A 15,986-nucleotide genomic window follows, 5' to 3' on the forward strand; every position below is an offset into this window, starting at 1 on the left:
CCATTTTTGCTGCCCGCATGGTGTTACCATGAAAGGGAATGGCAAATATGGACGTTCGGTTATTTGTGCTGGCGCTAGCAACTTTCGTTACCGGTACCGCCGAGAATATCATCGTTGGCATTCTTCCGGGCATCGCCCCCGGTTTGAACGTTTCGGTCAGTGCTGCCGGGCAACTGACTTCCGTTTTCTCGATCACCTTTGCTCTCACTGCACCACTGGCACTCATCCTCACGACGCGGTTTGAGCGGAAAGTCATTCTGATCACTGCGCTGATTGTTTTCATTGCAAGCAATATTATTGCAAGCATCAGCCCCAATTATCTCATCCTGTTTGCCACTCGTATGTGCATGGCTGCTGCAAGCGCAGTCGTTTGTCTGATTGCCACAATGCTGGCGACGGAACTGGTCAGCCCTGCGATGCGCGGACGCGCCATCGGGATCATATTCATGGGGATCAGCGGATCTATGGTGGCAGGCGTTCCTGCAGGAATGCTCGTCAATGGGTTGTTGGGCTGGCGCGCGGTATTCGTCGGTCTGGCTTTGATGGCAGCTCTGGTTCTGCTTTTGTCATCACGTTCATTGCCCCGCGCAGGACGCAGCCTACGCGGCTTGCCGCCCTATATACCGCACCTGAAATCTGTCAGACTGGTATCCGCACAACTGGTTTCCATCCTGATGATCGGCGGTCATTTCGTAGTATTCGCCTATCTCGCGCCATACCTTTTGGAAGCAGTGCACATCTCTTCTCGAAACGTTATCTGGGCAATGATGGCCTTCGGTGTAGCTGGAATGACCGGAGGTTACCTCGGAGGGTTGCTTGTTGACAAGTTGTCGCCGCGGCTGGCTATCGTGCTGACGCCCCTTCTCTATCTGACGGCCCTGGTGGCGATGCCGCTCGCGACAGGGTCCAGTGCCGTTTTCGGTGCGGTGCTAATGATCTGGGCCTGTGTCAGTTGGATGATATCGCCCGTCGTCCAAAGCTTTCTCATCACAACCGATCCCGCAACCGCTGATGCCGGTGTCGGGATCAATCTGTCGGCCATGCATATAGGCGTTGCGCTCGGCACTGCTACGGGCGGGCTTGCATTGCAACGCTTGTCCTTGCAAGCCCTGCCCTGGATCGGGTGTATTCTGGTCGCGCTTTCGCTGTTGTGCGCTCTTAACGCTTCCCGATATTTTCCAGGTCGTAAGACGTCGATTGATACATCTCGTTGATCCAGTTCCCGAATAGAAGGTGCGCGTGGCTGCGCCAGCGATTTTCCGGCTGGCGCGTCGCGTCGTCACCGGGGAAATAATTCGCAGGAACCTTCGTTTCAGGCTGAGCCTGAATGTCACGGAAATACTCATCCGCAAGCGATGTGGTGTCATATTCCACGTGATTGAACATATGCAGTGAACGATGATCCGGATCGTCAAGCAGGCACAGCCCCGTCTCCGGACTATCGACCAGCACTTTCAGATCGCTATTGGCCGGAATGTCGCTCTTGCGCACTTCGGTCCAGCGCGAAACCGGGATTTTGAAATCGTCCGAAAAGCCGCGAAGGTAAGGCGATGACGGCGCAAGGTTGCGCTGGCTATAGACGCCTGACGCCTTTCCCGGCAGTTCATACTTGCCCATGCCATGGAAATGATGGACCGCAGCTTGCGCGGCCCAGCATATATTCAGAGTGCGGTGCACATGGGTCTGCGTCCAGTTGAAGACACGCTGCATTTCGTCCCAGTAGGTGACTTCCTCAAATTCGAGACGTTCGACCGGAGCCCCCGTGATGACAAAGCCGTCAAAGCGTTGGTCCTGTACTTCCTCCCACGGCTGATAGAAGGATAGCATGTGATCGGCAGGCGTGTGGCGTGCCACATGATTGGTTATACGAACAAGGGTCAGCTCGACCTGCAGCGGAGTTGCTCCGAGAAGGCGGGCAATCTGCGTCTCGGTGGTGACCTTGTTCGGCATCAGGTTGAGCAGACCGATCTTCAGCGGACGAATATCCTGACGGACGGCATCTGCTTCGCGCATGACCATAACGCCCTCAGCCTGGAGAACACTGGTTGCAGGCAGATCATCAGGAATTTTAATCGGCATGTCGCGTCGGTCCCTAGTTTATGTTGGAGCGGACGCGAGTGGCTCTATCCGTTTATTTGCCGGTTGGGCCACATCCTCTCTTTACAGAGAGTACCACCTTGCCCGGAGAGGCAGGTTGGCGTTGGGCGTCGCCCCAACTCTTGATGTAATGTCACTTCTACTCAAACTCTTTCGGGGTGGCAATAGGGTTTGAGCTTCACCTTAAAGTGTAGGAGAAATTTCGGCTTCGCGAACCAAACGGTTCGCGGATTTTACACTCACAGACACGCCGAATTTGGAATGAACACCCTTTAAATGTCTGCAAATGCGGCTTTCAAAGCACTCACATGCTGAGCCGATGTCCGATATGATTGTTCTGCAGCAAAACCGAAGGCGATAGCACGAGAATCCTTCTCATCGAGCAAAACACGGCATGAAGCATGAACTTCCGTTGCGCCAGTTGCGTCCACTATTCGACCAACATTCTTGGCGTTGATGCCGCTGCCGGGCATGATGCTGATGCGCCCGCGCGCCATTTCAGCCAGCATTCGCAGCCTATCCAACCCCTCTTCCGCAGTTTGTGACAGGCCAGACGTCAGGATGCGCTCGAAACCAAGTGCAATTGCCTGTTGTAGTGCAGCCGTCATATCCGGAACCAGATCGAAAGCGCGATGGAGCGTCGTTCCAAGACCTTTTGCCTCTGCAGCCAATCTTTCCAACATGGCGACATCGAGAGAACCATCGTTCCGCGAAGCACCGACAACGACACCGGCCAAACCAGCACTTCTGGCGTTGCCTATGTCGGACACCATTAGGGCTTCATCTTCGGTTGAAAAGCAGAAGTTGCCCGCGCGTGGTCTGATCATTGCGTAAACCGGAATTGGTGCTTTCGAGGCAAGTTCCATCAATGCCTGCGAGGGCGTCAAGCCGCCCAGTTCGAGCGCAGAACAGAGCTCGATGCGATCCGCACCGCCTTCGATTGCCGACCGCAAGCCCCCAGCGCTATCCACGCAGACTTCAAGTAACACGCTCACGTCTGATGTCCCAATATCGCTGCCCCCACCAAACCACCATCGCTTCCGAATATACCCGGAACAACTAACGGCTTGTCAGTCTTTCGCAGAATTCTGGCTCTCACCGCCGTGTCAAGCGCCGAAACCAGCTCTGATGCGGTAGCAAGTCCTCCGCCTACCGGAATGATCGAAGTACCGGTTATATTGACAACGGCGGCAAGCGGATCAGCAACGAGTTGCAGATAGGCAGTAATTGTCCGTCTCGCCTCCTGATGGCCTTCCAGCCATTCCTGCAAGACTCTATGGCTACTTGCTTCCACATCGTTCAGAAACTGATGCAACCTTTCGATCCCGCGTGCACCACCAATCGTATCGACACAACCGCTTTGCCCGCAACCGCAATTGAAGCGTGGGACCAGCACAGTTTGTCCGTCGATTTCTACAGAAGTGTTGAGGATCGGGCCGTGCCCCCATTCGCCAGTCAAGCCGCCTTTACCTCGAACCAACCGGCCATCGACAACAAGCCCGCCACCAACGCCTGTACCCAGCACTGCGCAGAAGACAATCTCATGCCCTTTACCAGCACCTTCGATTGCCTCGGCAAGGGCGAGGCAATCGGCATCATTGGCGGCGATCACCTGTCGTTGCAATCGCTCGCCAAGTTCAAAGCTCAGCCTGTGACTGGTAATGCAAGGGATGTTGGCCGAGAAAGCGGTACTTGTATCCGGATCAACCAATCCGGCAATAGAAAGTGCAAGTGGCCCATCGTCGTCCGATGCATGAATACGAAGCGCGGTTTCCAATGCGTCACCGAATTCTTGCCAACTGTTTGCCGGGGTAGGCAGCTTTTCAAGAAGTTCGATATTTCCGGGATAGGTCGAGCGCGCCAGCCGAATGAAAGATCCGCCAACATCTGCGGCGAACACAGTTCCAGCCCGTTGAGACTGATGCATCCTTCTGTCGTGCATGATCGATCTTCCGCCGATACGTTTCGATGTTCCATCCAATCATCGCAAATGTACCGGCAGTCAATCGCGCGGCGCAATCTATCCTACGGTTTCGGCGCTACAAGCGAGATGTTCACACCTTGCGGGTCCTTGCATTGAACAACCCATTCGCCGTTCGGAACTTCCATCGGCTCTTGCAAAACCGCTCCGCCCAGAGACTTGACCCTGCTGGCAGCATCTTTCACGCCGTCGACCATGAAGTAGAAACCCCATCCAACTCGCGTGCCGGCAGGTGCGGTCATGATACCGCCATGGTCAGCGCCATCGACACTGAACACCTTGTAGTTTCCCATAGGCCCCATGTCGAAATTGCGTGAAAGCTTCCAACCAAACACTTTCTCGTAGAAGGGAAATACCGTCTCGCAATTCTGAGCGTATAGTTCGTGCCAGCCTGGATGTCCCGGTTTGCGCGAACCGAGGTCAGCCGGTGGCGGCATATCATCCTTCGGCTGGAAGAGCGCGAAAACACCACCTTGCGGGTCTGACACGATCGCAAACCGACCAATGTCCGGGATATCCTGCGCGGCCCTCAGAACCTTGCCGCCCTCCGCCTCGACTTTCCGGGAATATTCATCGGCATTTGTCACACCGACATAACCGATCCAGCCCGGTTCGCCTCCACAATCCTCCTTTGGCATATCCGCCATCGACATCATGCCTGCAATCATGCATCCGGGGACTTCGAACAACGTATATTTCATGCCGGGAACACCGGCGTCTTTCGCAGTCCAGCCGACGACTTTCGTATAAAAATCCTGTGCGTTTTCAGCGTCTGTTGTCATGAGTTCGTACCAGACGAACGGAGAAGAACCGTTTTTCATTGAATGTACTCCCTTGGATTTTGTTCGCGTTCGAACAATCAGCCGCAACAGCTATGTTTGGAAGCCTGCGCCTCATATTCATCGTGCCGCTTGACGAAATGCATCGTGCTGTTTTCATTTCGGCCCTTGGGCGCGCGATCAAGGATCATCAGCGTACCGACCCATTCTTCAATGCCGCGGGCATAGCTTGAATAGGTGTGATAGATTGCGCCACTTTCGTCCTTGTAGAAAGCGCTCATGCCGTGCAGCTCTTCGAAAGCATCTTCTGCGGCCAGCTTTTCGAAGTTGTAGAAAACACGATTGTTCTCGAGTTCATCCTTCGTAAAGGAGACGTGATAATCAAAATTGAAATCGCCGCCTCCAGACGAAACCCACGGGAAATGCCAGCCCATCCGCTTCTTGTAGGCTTCCAGCTTTGCCAGCGGTCCGCGCGAAACGGCGACAAGCGTGACGTCGTGATTGTTGAGATGTGTTACCGCGCCGTCAAGATTATCGGCCAGGAACGAACATCCTGTGCAACCTTGATCCCAGTCGGGGCCGAACATGAAATGATAAATCAGCAACTGACTGCGCCCGTCGAACAGATCGGAAAGCGATTTCCGACCTAAAGGCGTATCGAATGTGTAGTTCTTATCGACCTTGACCCAAGGCAGAGCCTGCCGCTCACGATTAACCTTGTCGCGCAGATGAGTGGCTTCTTTTTCGCTTGCCAGAAGCGCGCGCCGCGCTTCAAGCCAGACTTCTCGGGATACGACATCATTCATGGTGCAAGCCCTCCTCCGGCTTTTGCCCCGTGTCTATGCCCAGATATCAATGTTCCTGCTTGACGATTTACATTGATATCAATATTAATAATGCATGTCAAATAGCCTCGATGTACCGTTTGAAACAACACTTCTGGTTCGCGATACCTGCCTTTGTTTGCATGTTCAGCGCGCTGCACGCGCTCTCGCCCGCCGCTTTGACGATGCCCTGCGCCCGGTAGGGCTGACCAATGGCCAGTTCTCGTTGATGATGGCGCTTAATCGCCCGGCACCGCCACCGATGAAGCCGGTTGCCGAACTCTTGGCTATGGACCAGACGACTTTGACAGCAGCCTTGAAGCCATTGCAGCGGCAGGGCTGGGTGGAGATCGTCGTCAACCCGGACGACAGGCGCGAGCGTTTATTACAGCTCACACCCGAGGGAAAGGCCGCTCTTGCAGCTGCCGTGCCTATATGGAAGGCCACGCATGCGGATATCGAAAAACAGCTCGTAAGCGGCACTGGTGATGACGTTCGCCGGGATTTGCTGGTTCTGTCCTCAGTCTGATCGCAAAAGGGGCGCTCATCGCGCCCCTGCCCTGACCACTGACTTCTTCTTTTTAGGCTTGAATTCCTTATCGTAAACCTCTTCCGCCATACGCCGCAGCGAACGTCCAATCGCGGCATATTCATATTCATTGAGGTTCGCCAGAGAGATGCGGCCTGCAGGCTGCAAAGTACCAAAGCCTGTGCCCGGCAGCATAACAATGCCGGTTTCATCCGCTATACGGAAAAGCAGTTCGGTCGGAGAGATATTCTTCTTTACCCATGCGGCAAAGTCATCTCCATAGAGGCGGCGGACAATATCTTCCAAGTCGAGCAAGGTGTAATAGTCGACCTCGTTCTCATCGGACTGAGGTGCCAACCCCAACTCGCGATAAAGCGCTGCCTCGCGGTGGCGGATCAGCTTTTTAAGCTCGGCTTTATAGGAATCTTTTTCGTCCATAAGGCCAAACAACGAGAACAGCACCATCTGGACTTGCTGCGGCGTTGACAGCCCCGCCGTGTGGTTGAGCGCAACTGTGCGACTATCGGCGACAAGCCTGTCAATGAACTTCAGCTTCGAAACATCCGGCGTCAGTGAAGAATAGCGCTCGTTCATTTCCTTCTTGGCCGATGACGAAAGATTTTTCAGTTTTTCATCCAGAAGATTGTCCTTCTGCATAGCAATGACGCCCAGACGCCAGCCCGTTGCACCAAAGTACTTCGAGAATGAATAAACCAACATCGTATTGTAAGGACAGATCGCGAACAGTGATTTAAAGTTGTCCGCGAAGGTGCCGTATACGTCATCGGTCAGGATCATGAGATCAGGCCGTTTTTCCTTAACAATTCGTGCGATCTGTTCCAGCCCACGCTGGTCCATCTTGACCGAAGGCGGGTTGCTCGGATTGATGAGGAAGAAAACCTTGACTGACTTGTCGAGCAGCTTGTTCAGCTCTGCTTCCGGGTATTGCCAGCCCTGATGCGGGTCGGCATTGATGTGCACTTCTTTCAACCGATAATTGTTGAGTTCCGGTATTTCGATGTAAGGCGTGAAAGCAGGCATGCCGATGGCAACGGTATCGCCCTCATCGAGAATCTTGTTCTGCTTCAGCGTGTCGAAAATATAGGTCATGGCAGCGGTTCCGCCTTCGACTGCAAATACATCGAGCTTATCGGAACTCATGTAACCGCCGATCATCTCGCGCACGAGATAATGCTTCACGATCTCCTCGCTGATCTTCAGCATGCGTGGCGGAACCGGATAGTTACACCCAAGAATACCTTCCACCATTTCGTGCAGATATTCCGAGGGGGAAAGGCCTAGCTGATCACGAACATAAGACAGGGCCCGTCCGAGAAACTTTACCCCCGGCTGATCGCCATTGTCGGAAAGAAAGCGCTGAAACCGCCCTTCTATCCCTTCGACTTTCGGCAAACCACCAACACTTGTCGACATATAGGAATATGAAAGTTCGGCTTCAGCCACGGCGAAAAGCCCGAGCCGCAGAAAGGCACGGCGCGGTAAGGTCGCAATAAAATTCGGGTTACCGCGACCAGCATTCAGCATGGTCAGGTCGGCCTTGCTGGAAGCCAGCTGGATGAGTGCGTCCTTGAGTTCGAACGGGCTTAGCTTCGCATATTTACTATAGTCACTCTTCGCCATGATCTACTCCTCAGGAGAAAGCGACCACCAATGGCCCAAGCAATGTCAAAAAGACATTGGCAAGCGCGTAGGTGATTGCGAACGGGGTGGTAGGAATGGAATTACCTGCCTTGTCCAACACTTCGCCAAAAGCAGGGTTTGCGCTGCGCGAGCCGGAAAGCGCGCCCGCGAACACAGCGACATTGTCGTATTTCAGCACGTAACGACCAAAGAACATCGTGATGATCAGCGGAAGGATCGTTACGACGACACCGATCAGGAAGATGGTGAGGCCACTGCTGATGATTGTCTGAACGGCCTGCAAACCTGACTGAAGACCGACAACTGCGACAAATCCGGCTAGGCCCAGATCACGCAGCAATGTGGAGGCTCCAGTCGGCATGTTGCCGATAGTCATGTTGCGGCTGCGATACCAGCCGAAGAGCAGTCCCGACAGAAGTGCACCGCCACCGCTACCAAGCGTTAGCGGTATTGAGCCGATGCGCACGACAGCTAAACCAATCAAAAGACCAAAAGCAATGCCGAGACCGTGAAACACGAAATCGGTCTTGTCACTTGGAACGATCACCGGACCGATCGACTTTGCTGCGCGCTGCAGATCCTGGTCAGTGCCGTATAGTGAAACGACATCACCGGCATTGATGACCGTATCCGGCTGCAGCGGCAAGGGCTTGTCCGCCCGTTTGACACCGGTAACGTAGACACCGTGGCGTAGCTCGGAACTTATACTGTCCTTGATCGCAGCTACGGTCTTACCGACATAATCGGGTGAGGTGATCGTCACATCACGGATCTGCACAACGACGTCCATGCCCTCCGAGGCTTGCAGCTCCGTACCGATCTGATTGCCGGACGCAACGACCCCGGTACGTCGACCGGCCACGAGAACAATATCGTCGCGCTGCAGCGTCAGATTGGGGGCAAGACCGATAATCTTGCTGGCGCGTTTGACACGTTCTATGGTTATGGCGTTTTCAACCGGGGTCATTGCCTCAATCTGAGCCACGGTCTTTCCGGCAGCCTGCTCCACCTTGTAGATGCGCCCCACCAGGTCAGGAGCAGCTTCACTTTCGCCCTGCCCTAATAGCCTTATGCCGGCCAATAGTTCAGCTTCCGCTTTGATGGCATCGTCACGGATAGTGCGCCCCATGAACTTCGGCAATAGATTGACGCAGACGATAATCGCGCCGAAGGAACCGAAAATATAAGTTACGGCGTATCCAACCGCGACATTGGCCTGTAATCGCTGCACTTCGTCAGCGGCAAGTCCAAGTTTCGAAATGGCCGAGCTTGCCGTTCCGATAATCGCCGATTGCGTTAGCCCGCCAGCGGCGATGCCTGCCGCGAGCCCTTTGTCCAATCCGAATACACGCGCCATGATCACGACGGTCGCCAGACCGCTGATCGCAAGAACCGCAGCCATGGCGATCTCCCGCAATGACTGGCGTCCGAGCGACCGAAAGAACTGCGGACCACTTTCGAAACCGACCGCGTAAATAAAAAGGGCGAAGAGCAAAGCCTTCACCCCATTGTCGATCTGGACACCTACCTGGCTGATTATCACCGCGACAAGCAGCGACCCGGCAACTCCTCCCAGTTGGAACTTGCCGAAGTGTATCTTGCCGATAGCATACCCCCCGGCCAAGGAGAGGAATAAAGCTATTTCGGGTGCCTGCTGAAATATTGCCTGAAGCCAATGCATCCGTCCCTCCAAGCTTCGATAACAACCAAGGATTAGCTAGAGCGAAAATGCCAAAGACAAGAGGTCGACAATATAAATGTAAAAAGAAATCACGACCGCGCAAACATAAGTTAAAGAGTTGAACTCACTTTCTAGAACCGTTCTATTTCGGGATTAAATAATCTCTTCACGACGATCTGTGATAAAAACTTGAAAGTGATAAATATTGAGACGGATGGCCCGGATACACGAGATACAGACATAAACTATGTCAAACGCCTCTGTTCACGACGAACCGGCTGGCTACATGTAGAATAATGAAAGCAGGCAGAAAGCAATGAACGAAAAGCGAGCCCCCCATATCGTTGTCGTCGGCGCTGGTTTTGGCGGATTGCAACTGATCCACGACCTTAGAAATGTCGGCGTGCGGATTACACTGATAGATCAGCGCAATCATCATCTTTTCCAGCCGCTTCTATATCAGGTCGCAACCACCATCCTCGCCACCTCCGAAATCGCATGGCCGATCCGCCATCTATTTCGTGACCGCAAGGAGGTGACGACGCTATTGGGCACAGTCACCGATGTGAACACCGATCGCCGTCAGGTACAGCTCGAAAACGGCACTGAAATTTCATACGACATGCTCGTACTCGCCACCGGAGCGCGCCACGCCTATTTCGGCAACGATCAATGGGAATCCTTGGCACCCGGCTTGAAGGCGCTTGAGGATGCAACCACCATTCGCCGCCGGCTGCTTCTCGCCTTCGAGCGGGCGGAGCGGGAAACAGATGAAGCCAAAAGGCGCGCGCTGTTGACATTCGCTATCGTAGGCGGCGGCCCGACCGGTGTGGAACTTGCCGGTATTATCGCAGAGCTTGCCAAACAGACGATCTGGCCGGAATTTCGCAATATCGACACGCGGGAGACACGCGTGATGCTACTTGAAGCAGGTCCACGCATTCTGGCGGCATTTCCAGAAGATCTATCGGATTATGCATTGAAAGCGCTCGAAAAATTGGGAGTGGAAGTACGGCTCGGAATTCCGGTCAAGGACATTGCAGCCGAAGGCGTTACGGTTGGCGAGGAGTTTATTCCTTGCCGAACTGCAATCTGGGCAGCGGGTGTTGCTGCCTCTCCGGCCGCGACGTGGTTGAATGCCGAAAGCGACCGCGCAGGACGTGTGAAGGTGTTATCCAACCTCAACGTACCGGGACATGACGATATCTTCGTTATCGGCGACACCGCATGGGTCGAAGGGCCGGACGGCAAGCCGGTTCCTGGCATTGCACCTGCTGCCAAACAGCAAGGCGCCTATGTTGCCAAGGTCATTAGAAGCCGCATCGAAGGAAAGACGCCGCCGATGCCGTTCCGTTACAAACACCAGGGCAACCTTGCGACTATCGGCAGAGGCGCTGCCGTGGTCGACATGGGGCGCTTCAAGCTCAAGGGCATCATCGCCTGGTGGTTCTGGGGTATCGCGCATATCTTCTTCCTCATCGGAACGCGAAGCCGTGCAGCCGTCGCCTGGAGCTGGCTCTGGACCTATATTTCGGGACAGCACAGTGCCCGGTTGATAACACAGGGCAAGCCTGTCGAACGCTGAATATAAAACGGCCCGCCAGAAGCGGGCCGTTTTATTGTCCAAGCCAATGGTGATTTATTCGGCAGGCTCCATCTGCGGAACAAGGTCTGTGATAACAGGCGCTCCGTTCATCGCTGCAGCAAGCTTACCGGTATCGAGTTCATTTTCCCAACGAGCCACAACGATGGTTGCAACCGCATTGCCGACAAGATTGGTTAGCGCACGGCATTCCGACATGAAACGGTCGATGCCGAGAATCAAGGCCATGCCCGCAACCGGGACAGACGGAACGACAGACAGCGTAGCTGCAAGCGTGATAAAACCTGCGCCGGTAATCCCCGCAGCGCCCTTCGAGCTAAGCATCGCCACCAGCAGAAGCAGAATCTGGTCACTCAGCGACAGTGGAATATCCGTCGCCTGCGCAATGAAGAGTGCTGCCAGTGTCATGTAGATGTTTGTACCGTCGAGATTGAACGAGTAACCGGTCGGAATGACAAGGCCGACGACGGAACGCTTGCAGCCTGCCTTCTCCATCTTGTCCATCAGCGCGGGGAGCGCCGCTTCCGAAGATGACGTCCCCAGAACCAAAAGCAGCTCTTCCTTGATGTAACGGATAAGCGCGAGAATCGAGAAGCCATTGTAGCGAGCAACCGCCCCAAGAACGACAAGCACAAACAGCAATGACGTAAGATAGAATGTGCCGATCAGCAGCGCGAGATTGGCAATCGAACCAATGCCGTATTTGCCGATGGTGAACGCCATGGCACCGAAAGCACCGATCGGAGCAGCTTTCATGAGGATCGCAACCAGTTTGAACACGGGTGCGGTCATGACATGAAGAAAGTCGGTAACAGGCTTGCCCTTGTCGCCGACCAAGGCCAGCGCGATGCCGAACAGAACCGAGAAAAACAGCACCTGAAGAATATCGCCTTCCGCAAACGCCCCAACAATTGTCGTTGGAATGATATTGCTCAGAAAGCCTGTAATGCTCTGCTCATGTGCCTTGGCGGCATAATTGGCAACGGCTTTCGGATCAAGCGACGCCGGGTCGATATGCATTCCTGCACCTGGCTGCACCACATTGGCGACGATAAGCCCGATGATCAAGGCAAGCGTCGAGAATGTCAGGAAGTAGATCATTGCCTTACCGGCAACCCGACCGACCTTCTTCATGTCAGTCATTCCGGCAATGCCGGTTGCAACGGTCAGGAATATAACTGGCGCGATAATCATCTTCACAAGCTTGATGAATGCATCGCCAAGCGGCTTCAGTTGCGTGCCCAATTCCGGATAGAAATGGCCGAGCAGAATACCGGCAGCAATAGCCACCAATACCTGTACATAAAGATGCTTGTAAAAGGGAATTGGCGCGCGCGGCTCGACCGCTGCCCCTGTCGGTATTGCAATCATGATGTCCTCCGTTTGGCCCAGCATGGAGCTTCGTCCAGCCTCCCGAGCCTTTCAGTCTCAAACCTCAGCGGTCCGACCCGCTGCTAATATTGTTGATTGCAATGTCCGTGCCAGTTTCCTGACCTTTTCTTAACTTATTGTTTTTATTTGATTTATCGTCATTCAAAATGATAGACGTACAAAAAATGTGCGATTATCCGCACATTTTTATTTCCGATTTGTGTGAAGTATTGCACAATGACAATAATGAGCTCGAGCCCTTCAACTGTGGACATCCAAACCCGCCCTGCAAGTTCCAACCGCCGCACATGGGCGTTGTTCGGATTGTTTTGGGCTGCAGTTTTCGCGCTTGCTTTCTGGATTGTCGGCGATATGGCGCGAGACAAAGCCGTCCTCGCGTTGAGCGAACAGGCAGGGATCGATGCCAACCTGAATACCGCTTTGTTACGCGCCGTTCTCGACAAGCAACGGGCGCTTCCTCTGGTGTTATCAAAAGATAGGGCGCTGGAAGCGGCGCTACAGGACAAAACACCTGCAACGATCGATCCGCTGAACGAGAAGCTAGAGACGCTGGCTGAAGGTACGCAAGCAGCCGTCATCTACCTTGTGGGCATGGATGGCATTGCCATTGCTGCAAGCAATTGGCGCGGGCCAGTCAGCTTCGTCGGCAACGATTATAAATTTCGCCCCTATTTCCACGACGCATTGAAAAATGGCGCTGCAGAATATTTCGCGCTCGGCAATGTCAGCAACCGTCCAGGTCTGTATATATCCCGCCGTATCGACGGTCCCGACGGCCCGCTCGGTGTGATCGTCGTCAAGCTGGAATTCGATCGATTGGAGAGCGACTGGAACGATGCCGGGCGACCGACCTTTGTAACGGATGAGCGCAATATCGTTCTGATTACAAGCCTGCCTTCCTGGCGTTTCATGACCATTGGTTCAATCGGTCAGGAACAGCTCCAGTCCATTCGTGATAGCCTTCAGTTCGGCGATGCTCCCCTGAGCCCCTTGCCGCTGTCGGTGAAATCAATTGATGGCGACGATGTTCTGCTGATTGATGCCTTGTTGCCCGGCAATGCCCGCAATACCGATTTTCTAGCTATCCGTTCGGCTGTACCGTCCACGCCTTGGCAAATGTACAGTCTCGCGCCAATTCGTCCGCAAATTCCTGCTGCCATCCGGGAAGCCCGATTGTTCACTTTCATCGCACTGGCTGCAGCGGCAATGGTCGGCGGACTGCTTCTAAGACGCAGACAAAAGATCGTGGCACGCATTGCCGATGCCCGGCGCACGCAGAGAGAACTGGAAGAACGCGTTGAAGAGCGTACCCGCGATCTCAGTCTGGCACGCGACAGACTGCAATCCGAGATCAGCGACCACCACCGTACCGAAACAATGCTGCAAGGTGTGCAGCAAGATCTTGTTCATGCCAACCGGCTTGCCATTATGGGACAAGTGGCGGCGGGCGTGGCACACGAAATCAATCAGCCAGTTGCAACCATTCGCGCCTATGCAGACAACGCAAAAACCTTCATCGAACGGAAACGCCTTTCAGATGCATCTGAAAATCTCAGCGAAATCGCCGCGCTGACAGATCGCATCGGCACGATCACAGGCGATCTGAAGGCGCTCGCGAGGAAAGGACGCTCACCCTCCGAGCCGACTTCGCTCCGTCAGGTTATTTCAGGTGCGCTGGTGTTGCTGCGGAGCCGTTTCTCCGGGCGCATGGATCAACTTGATATCGCTTTACCACCGCCCGAACTGCGCGTCATCGGTCATTCAATCAGGCTTGAGCAAGTTTTCATAAATCTGTTTCAAAATGCATTGGAAGCCATTGATTTAGAAAAGAATGATGGACGAGTAGAAGTTCGCACTCACGAAAGCGACGGCAAGGTAATTATAACGGTTTCCGACAATGGAGCGGGCATGCCGCGACATATTCGAGACAATCTGTTTTCCCCCTTCAATACTTCGAAAGAAAAAGGTCTTGGCCTTGGTCTTGTGATCGTCAAGGAGATCGTCACCGATTATGGCGGGACCATATCCGCCGAAAGCAGCGCCATGGGCACATCTTTCCGCATAGAACTGAGAAAAGCATGATGGATAAGTCACCCTCGGTCATTCTTGTCGACGACGACAAGGCGCTACGCCGCGCCACCCGTCAAACGCTTGAGCTTGCCGGTTTCGATGTTGCTGATTTTCCAAATGCCCTCGATGCCTTGAACAGCGTCACCTCCGAATATGAAGGCGTGGTCGTTACGGATGTCCGCATGCCGCAGATTGACGGCCTCCAGTTCTTTGCGCGGATCAAGGCGATTGATCCAGATATGCCTGTAATCCTGATTACCGGCCACGGTGATATTCCGATGGCCGTGCGGGCCATTCAGGACGGCGCATATGATTTCATTGCCAAACCTTTTGCAGCCGACAGGCTTGTGCACAGCATCCGCCGCGCATGGGAAAAACGCCAGTTGATCGTTGAAAACCGCGCGCTGCGCGAAGCGGCCAATAATGTGGAGGGTGATCTACCGCTGATCGGCCAGACACCCGCGATGGAAAACCTGCGCAGGACTTTGCGCGATATTGCCGACACGGATGTCGATGTGCTCGTGGCTGGTGAAACTGGTAGCGGCAAGGAAGTCGTCGCGCAATTGCTGCACAATTGGAGCCGTCGCCGCAAAGGCAATTTTGTGGCGCTGAACTGCGGGGCCTTGCCCGAAACGGTGATTGAAAGCGAGTTATTCGGTCACGAGGCAGGCGCTTTCACCGGGGCCCAGAAAAAGCGGCTGGGGCGTATTGAGCATGCAAGCGGTGGTACGCTGTTTCTGGATGAAATTGAAAGCATGCCCGCTGCGACACAGGTGAAACTGTTGCGCGTCATTGAAATGCGGGAGATCACTCCGCTCGGTACAAATGAGGTTCGCCCCGTCGATCTGCGCGTCGTGGCAGCAGCAAAAATCGACCTTGGCGACCCCTTACAGAGAGGTGATTTCCGAGAAGATTTGTATTACCGGCTGAATGTCGTCACGCTTTCCATCCCACCGCTGAGAGAAAGACGGGACGATATTCCATTGCTTTTCGCACATTTTCTGACGCGAGCTTCAAAGCGCTTCAATCGAGATGTGCCAGAAATCGATACCGCCACACACCGCCATCTAAAGCATCACAACTGGCCGGGAAATGTCCGCGAACTGGCGCATTTCGCCGACCGTGTGGCACTTGGCGTTGCCAAACAGACTTATTCGCCGCAGCCAATGATCAGCGATCAAGAACCCCTTCCAAAACGGCTCGAACGCTACGAAGAAACTCTTATCCGCGAAACGCTCGCCGCCAATAATGGCAATGTTCAGGAAACAATCGACGCGCTCGGTATTCCACGAAAGACCTTTTACGATAAGATGCAGCGCCATGGCATCAATCGTGCGGATTATCGCGCCAATGGTGATTGAAGTTCAT

General features: G+C 54.1%; 13 protein-coding genes and 1 riboswitch. Of the genes, 5 read left to right on the top strand and 8 right to left on the bottom strand.

The features are described 5' to 3' along the window. The first annotated feature begins 47 nt into the window (after positions 1-47). Positions 48-1,214 carry an MFS transporter gene (locus tag CQZ93_RS20995; RefSeq protein ID WP_105545247.1) on the top strand — a complete coding sequence of 389 codons (1,167 nt, stop codon included), beginning with the start codon at positions 48-50 and terminating at the stop codon, positions 1,212-1,214. Here CQZ93_RS20995 and metA read toward each other — a convergent pair. The 5 genes from metA to CQZ93_RS21020 all read right to left on the bottom strand — a co-directional run bounded on the left by metA (position 1,159) and on the right by CQZ93_RS21020 (position 5,663). Continuing rightward, the gene (gene metA, locus CQZ93_RS21000; RefSeq protein WP_105544485.1) at positions 1,159-2,079 is read right to left on the bottom strand and encodes a homoserine O-acetyltransferase MetA; all 921 of its coding nucleotides are present in this window, start codon (positions 2,077-2,079) and stop codon (positions 1,159-1,161) included. The two genes, CQZ93_RS20995 and metA, sit on opposite strands and share 56 nt — an antisense overlap. A gap of 42 nt (positions 2,080-2,121) precedes the next feature. Beyond that, positions 2,122-2,231: riboswitch (SAM-I-IV-variant riboswitch) on the bottom strand. 138 nt (positions 2,232-2,369) lie between these two features. After that, positions 2,370-3,092, bottom strand: a complete 723-nt coding sequence (locus CQZ93_RS21005; protein WP_105544486.1) for a copper homeostasis protein CutC — start codon at positions 3,090-3,092, stop codon at positions 2,370-2,372. After that, positions 3,089-4,039, bottom strand: coding sequence for an ROK family protein (locus CQZ93_RS21010; RefSeq protein WP_105544487.1), 951 nt, complete (start codon positions 4,037-4,039; stop codon positions 3,089-3,091). The genes CQZ93_RS21005 and CQZ93_RS21010 overlap by 4 nt, the downstream gene beginning before the upstream one ends. 83 nt (positions 4,040-4,122) lie before the next feature. Continuing rightward, the gene (locus CQZ93_RS21015) at positions 4,123-4,899 is read right to left on the bottom strand and encodes a VOC family protein (protein ID WP_105544488.1); all 777 of its coding nucleotides are present in this window, start codon (positions 4,897-4,899) and stop codon (positions 4,123-4,125) included. Between the two features lie 38 nt (positions 4,900-4,937). Further along, positions 4,938-5,663, bottom strand: a complete 726-nt coding sequence (locus CQZ93_RS21020) for a DUF899 domain-containing protein (RefSeq protein WP_105544489.1) — start codon at positions 5,661-5,663, stop codon at positions 4,938-4,940. Positions 5,664-5,757: 94 nt separating this feature from the next. Here CQZ93_RS21020 and CQZ93_RS21025 point away from each other — a divergent pair, with 94 nt between their 5' ends. Next, positions 5,758-6,210: a MarR family winged helix-turn-helix transcriptional regulator gene (locus CQZ93_RS21025; RefSeq protein WP_105544490.1), complete on the top strand. Its 453-nt coding sequence runs from the start codon at positions 5,758-5,760 to the stop codon at positions 6,208-6,210. Between the two features lie 15 nt (positions 6,211-6,225). Here the strand turns inward: CQZ93_RS21025 and CQZ93_RS21030 are convergent, their stop codons facing one another. Further along, positions 6,226-7,851, bottom strand: coding sequence for a bifunctional aspartate transaminase/aspartate 4-decarboxylase (locus tag CQZ93_RS21030; protein ID WP_105544491.1), 1,626 nt, complete (start codon positions 7,849-7,851; stop codon positions 6,226-6,228). Positions 7,852-7,861: 10 nt separating this feature from the next. Next, positions 7,862-9,553 (bottom strand): aspartate-alanine antiporter, encoded by a 1,692-nt coding sequence (aspT, locus tag CQZ93_RS21035; protein ID WP_105544492.1) that lies wholly within the window; start codon positions 9,551-9,553, stop codon positions 7,862-7,864. Between the two features lie 316 nt (positions 9,554-9,869). On the opposite strand from aspT, the gene CQZ93_RS21040 reads away from it, so the two are divergent. Further along, positions 9,870-11,138, top strand: a complete 1,269-nt coding sequence (locus tag CQZ93_RS21040; RefSeq protein WP_105544493.1) for an NAD(P)/FAD-dependent oxidoreductase — start codon at positions 9,870-9,872, stop codon at positions 11,136-11,138. A gap of 54 nt (positions 11,139-11,192) precedes the next feature. Here the strand turns inward: CQZ93_RS21040 and CQZ93_RS21045 are convergent, their stop codons facing one another. Beyond that, the gene (locus tag CQZ93_RS21045; protein WP_105545248.1) at positions 11,193-12,527 is read right to left on the bottom strand and encodes a dicarboxylate/amino acid:cation symporter; all 1,335 of its coding nucleotides are present in this window, start codon (positions 12,525-12,527) and stop codon (positions 11,193-11,195) included. Between the two features lie 237 nt (positions 12,528-12,764). On the opposite strand from CQZ93_RS21045, the gene CQZ93_RS21050 reads away from it, so the two are divergent. Together CQZ93_RS21050 and CQZ93_RS21055 are read left to right on the top strand one after the other, a co-directional pair. Next, positions 12,765-14,630, top strand: a complete 1,866-nt coding sequence (locus CQZ93_RS21050; protein ID WP_105544494.1) for an ATP-binding protein — start codon at positions 12,765-12,767, stop codon at positions 14,628-14,630. Then, on the top strand, positions 14,630-15,979 hold the full coding sequence (locus tag CQZ93_RS21055; RefSeq protein ID WP_105545249.1) for a sigma-54-dependent transcriptional regulator: 1,350 nt from the start codon (positions 14,630-14,632) through the stop codon (positions 15,977-15,979). The genes CQZ93_RS21050 and CQZ93_RS21055 overlap by 1 nt, the downstream gene beginning before the upstream one ends. Positions 15,980-15,986 lie beyond the last annotated feature (7 nt).

Source organism: Ochrobactrum vermis, assembly GCF_002975205.1.
In the GTDB taxonomy this organism is placed as follows: Bacteria; Pseudomonadota; Alphaproteobacteria; order Rhizobiales; family Rhizobiaceae; genus Brucella; species Brucella vermis.

What these genes read in the sequence shown, in the direction of transcription:
- CQZ93_RS20995 (WP_105545247.1), top strand. Translation starts at nt 48, where the DNA reads ATGGACGTTCGGTTATTTGTGCTGGCGCTAGCAACTTTCGTTACCGGT.
- metA (WP_105544485.1), bottom strand. Translation starts at nt 2,079, where the DNA reads ATGCCGATTAAAATTCCTGATGATCTGCCTGCAACCAGTGTTCTCCAG.
- CQZ93_RS21010 (WP_105544487.1), bottom strand. Translation starts at nt 4,039, where the DNA reads ATGCACGACAGAAGGATGCATCAGTCTCAACGGGCTGGAACTGTGTTC.
- CQZ93_RS21015 (WP_105544488.1), bottom strand. Translation starts at nt 4,899, where the DNA reads ATGAAAAACGGTTCTTCTCCGTTCGTCTGGTACGAACTCATGACAACA.
- CQZ93_RS21020 (WP_105544489.1), bottom strand. Translation starts at nt 5,663, where the DNA reads ATGAATGATGTCGTATCCCGAGAAGTCTGGCTTGAAGCGCGGCGCGCG.
- CQZ93_RS21025 (WP_105544490.1), top strand. Translation starts at nt 5,758, where the DNA reads ATGTCAAATAGCCTCGATGTACCGTTTGAAACAACACTTCTGGTTCGC.
- CQZ93_RS21030 (WP_105544491.1), bottom strand. Translation starts at nt 7,851, where the DNA reads ATGGCGAAGAGTGACTATAGTAAATATGCGAAGCTAAGCCCGTTCGAA.
- aspT (WP_105544492.1), bottom strand. Translation starts at nt 9,553, where the DNA reads ATGCATTGGCTTCAGGCAATATTTCAGCAGGCACCCGAAATAGCTTTA.
- CQZ93_RS21040 (WP_105544493.1), top strand. Translation starts at nt 9,870, where the DNA reads ATGAACGAAAAGCGAGCCCCCCATATCGTTGTCGTCGGCGCTGGTTTT.
- CQZ93_RS21045 (WP_105545248.1), bottom strand. Translation starts at nt 12,527, where the DNA reads ATGATTGCAATACCGACAGGGGCAGCGGTCGAGCCGCGCGCGCCAATT.
- CQZ93_RS21050 (WP_105544494.1), top strand. Translation starts at nt 12,765, where the DNA reads ATGACAATAATGAGCTCGAGCCCTTCAACTGTGGACATCCAAACCCGC.
- CQZ93_RS21055 (WP_105545249.1), top strand. Translation starts at nt 14,630, where the DNA reads ATGGATAAGTCACCCTCGGTCATTCTTGTCGACGACGACAAGGCGCTA.